5 protein-coding genes are annotated in these 3,499 nt (G+C 56.1%); 3 read left to right on the plus strand and 2 right to left on the minus strand.

The window, feature by feature from the left end; all coding sequences use genetic code 11:
* Positions 1-1,021: molybdopterin oxidoreductase family protein (locus GIW04_RS29015; protein ID WP_236479472.1), on the plus strand; the 1,021-nt coding region annotated here is incomplete at its 5' end.
* Positions 1,022-1,098: 77 nt separating this feature from the next.
* Positions 1,099-1,437: a Grx4 family monothiol glutaredoxin gene (gene grxD, locus GIW04_RS29020; protein WP_120247572.1), complete on the plus strand. Its 339-nt coding sequence runs from the start codon at positions 1,099-1,101 to the stop codon at positions 1,435-1,437.
* Between the two features lie 68 nt (positions 1,438-1,505).
* Here the strand turns inward: grxD and bfr are convergent, their stop codons facing one another.
* Together bfr and GIW04_RS29030 are read right to left on the minus strand one after the other, a co-directional pair.
* Positions 1,506-1,976 carry a bacterioferritin gene (bfr, locus tag GIW04_RS29025; protein WP_012722487.1) on the minus strand — a complete coding sequence of 157 codons (471 nt, stop codon included), beginning with the start codon at positions 1,974-1,976 and terminating at the stop codon, positions 1,506-1,508.
* Positions 1,977-2,178: 202 nt separating this feature from the next.
* Positions 2,179-2,397, minus strand: a complete 219-nt coding sequence (locus GIW04_RS29030; protein ID WP_003188977.1) for a bacterioferritin-associated ferredoxin — start codon at positions 2,395-2,397, stop codon at positions 2,179-2,181.
* 242 nt (positions 2,398-2,639) lie between these two features.
* On the opposite strand from GIW04_RS29030, the gene GIW04_RS29035 reads away from it, so the two are divergent.
* Positions 2,640-3,242: a peroxiredoxin gene (locus tag GIW04_RS29035; protein WP_003188979.1), complete on the plus strand. Its 603-nt coding sequence runs from the start codon at positions 2,640-2,642 to the stop codon at positions 3,240-3,242.
* Positions 3,243-3,499: the final 257 nt, after the last annotated feature.

The raw sequence follows: 3,499 nt of genomic DNA on the forward strand, positions 1-3,499 counted from the left end.
GTACGGTGGAGAACTGCCGGTGTCGGCGCTGGCCGAAGAAATGCTGACCGAGGGTGAAGGGCAGATCCGCGCCCTGGTGACGGTGGCCGGCAACCCGGTGCTGTCCACACCTAACGGTCGCCAATTGGAGCAAGCACTGGACGGGTTGGAATTCATGGTCAGCATCGACCTGTATATCAACGAGACCACGCGTTATGCCGACCTGATCCTGCCTTCCACCTCGGCGCTGGAAAACGATCACTACGACACCACCTTCAATCTGTTTGCGGTGCGCAATGTCACGCGCTTCAATCGCGCCATCCTGCCCAAGCCTGAGGGCGCATTGCATGACTGGGAGATCTTTGTCGGCCTGGCCAAGGCATTTGCGGCGCACACGGGCGTTGCGCTTAAGCCCACCCTGCCACCGGCGCAGATGATCGACTTCGGGCTGCGTGCGGGTGCCTATGGTGACGCATCCAGTCATAAGTTATCGGTGGCGATGTTGGCAGAGCATCCCCATGGCATGGACTTGGGGCCGCTCAAGCCCAACCTCGCGGCACGTTTGAAAACCGCGGATGGCAAGGTGCAAGCAGCACCGGTCGTGATCCTCGCAGACCTGGCGCGTTTCGCCGCGCAGCCGGTGCCGATGGCCGACGAACTGTTGCTGATTGGCCGACGGCATGTGCGCAGCAATAATTCCTGGATGCATAACTATCACCGGCTGGTAAAGGGCAAGCCACGCCATCAACTGTTGATGCACCCCGACGACCTGACCCGTCGGCAGTTGAGCGATGGCCAGCGCGTGCGAGTGAGTTCGCGCACCGGCATGATCGAAGTGGAAGTGGTGGCCAGCGCGGACATGATGCCGGGTGTGGTCAGCCTGCCTCACGGCTGGGGCCACGGTCGCCCAGGCGTGCAGATGAGCATCGCGAGTAGCCAGCCGGGAGCGAGTGCCAATGACTTGACCGACGAGCGGCAATTGGATGAGTTGTCGGGTAATGCGGCGCTTAACGGCGTACCGGTGAAGGTGGCGGCGGCCTGAGCATCCCGCTGGATTTTTGCGTTACAATGCGCCACCGTGCCGACCCGTGAGTCGCAAAGTTCCTGCAGAGGTGTTCCATGGATATCATCGAAACGATCAAAGAGCAGATTGCCAACAACACCATTCTGCTTTACATGAAAGGCGCACCTAACGCGCCTCAGTGCGGTTTCTCCGCGAAAGCGTCCCAGGCCGTGATGGCATGTGGCGAGAAGTTCGCTTACGTGGATATCCTGCAAAACCCTGAAATCCGCGCCAACCTGCCAAAGTACGCCAACTGGCCGACTTTCCCGCAGCTATGGGTAGCCGGTGAGCTGGTTGGCGGTAGCGACATCATCACTGAAATGGCAGCTGATGGTTCCCTGCAAACGCTGATCAAAGGCGCGGCGCAAAAAGCAGCAGTCAAGACTGACGCCTAATTGGCGAGCAATAAAAAGCCCCGCTTCTCACAAGAGAGCGGGGCTTTTTTGTGCCTGAATGCTACGGGTTATTCACCCATCTGCGATTGCAGGTAATTCTCCAGGCTGACCTTGTCGATCAGGCCCAACTGGGTTTCCAGCCAGTCGATATGCTCTTCCTGGTCTTCCAGGATATCTTCCAGCAGTTCACGGCTGCCGAAATCGCCCTTGGTTTCGCAGTGAGCGATAGCGGCCTTCAGATCGCTGTGGCTCTTGCGCTCAAAGCCCAGGTCGCTGCTGATCATTTCCTGGGTATGCTCGCCGATGTTCAGCTTGCCCAGGTCCTGCACGTTCGGTAGGCCTTCCAGGAACAGGATGCGCTTGATCAGCGCGTCGGCGTCCTTCATGGCCTTGATCGACTCTTTGTATTCACGCTTGCCGAGCTTTTCCAGGCCCCAATCGTCGTACATGCGCGCATGCAGAAAGTACTGATTGATCGCGACCAGTTCATTGGCAAGGATTTTGTTGAGTTGCTGGATGACTGAGATGTCGCCTTTCATGACTGGGGTCCTGCCCTGTAATAGCTGTGTATAGGGCGGAGTCTGAGCGGTGAAAATCCTAGTGTCAAACCTAAGTTATTGAATAATAAATGAAAATTAATCGGAATAAGAATGTTTGTGTTCCGCGTCTTGGTGCTAACTATTTGAATTGATGGCATAAAAAAACCGGACACTAGGTCCGGTTCTTCAAAAACATGCCTATTCAAGCGTGTTTAAATTCTGCTGGGTAGGGGAGCGCGGCCTGGGCTGTTTGCAGCTGCGTCAGGGTTTCCCGTACCACTTGCTTGGCTAGGCAAGCACATTTGCCACACTGGCTGGCTACGCCGGTGGTTTCACGTACTTCCTTATAGCTGCAGCAACCTTCGTAGATTGCTTCGCGGATTTGTCCGTCGGTGACGCCAGTGCAGAGGCAGACATACATAAGTGAGAACCGTCGCGGGTTTGAGGCTTAAGTGCGATGGATCTTAATGTTAACGAGAATGATTGTCAAAATAGTTTCATCCCCAATCCAGCGCACATTGACCATGCGCTGACGAACGGTTTTTTCGGTGTATGATGGTCGGTCTTTACGAAGCGTGATTGCGTCATGTTTCTGTCGATTTTCCCCGGCAGACTCGACCTGTCCTTTTACTTCAATCGTCACCCCACATCAGGAGATACCCTATGAGCGTACTCGTCGGTAAACAAGCCCCGGATTTCGACGTACCAGCCGTGCTCGGCAATGGCGAAATCGTAGACAGCTTCAAACTGTCTGAAGCCATCAAAGGCAAATACGGCCTGGTGTTCTTCTACCCGCTGGACTTCACCTTCGTCTGCCCGTCGGAGCTGATCGCCCTGGACCACCGCATGGACGATTTCAAGGCGCGTAACGTTGAAGTGGTTGCGGTTTCCATCGACTCCCACTTCACCCACAACGCCTGGCGCAACACCGCCATCAATGATGGCGGCATCGGCAAAGTCAAATACACCATGGCTGCCGACATGAAGCACGACATCGCCAAGGCCTATGACGTTGAGTCCGAAGGCGGCGTGGCGTTCCGTGGCGCGTTCCTGATCGACGACAAGGGCATTGTTCGTTCGCAGATCATCAACGACCTGCCGCTGGGCCGTAACATGGAAGAACTGATCCGCCTGGTCGACGCGCTGCAATTCCACGAAGAGCACGGCGAAGTCTGCCCTGCCAACTGGAAAAAAGGCGACAAAGGCATGAACGCTTCGCCAGAAGGCGTTGCGGCATACCTGACCGAGAACGCTGGCAAGCTGTAAGCCAACGTCGTGGTATTAAAAAACCGGCCTGTGAAGGCCGGTTTTTTTGTGGGTGGGGACTTGCTCCCGTGACGGCCTGACAGCCTACGCTGGTCTACCTGACACTCCACAATCCAACTGTGGGAGCTGGCTTGCCTGCGATGGCGGCCTACCAGCCAACACTTCTCTACCTGACACCCCACAATCCAACTGTGGGAGCGGGCTTGCTCGCGAAGTCGGCCTGGCAGTCAACACAGTTGGATTGTGTTCATATCCAC

This window comes from Pseudomonas sp. PA-4-8C (assembly GCF_021606625.1).
Lineage (GTDB): Bacteria > Pseudomonadota > Gammaproteobacteria > Pseudomonadales > Pseudomonadaceae > Aquipseudomonas > Aquipseudomonas lactis.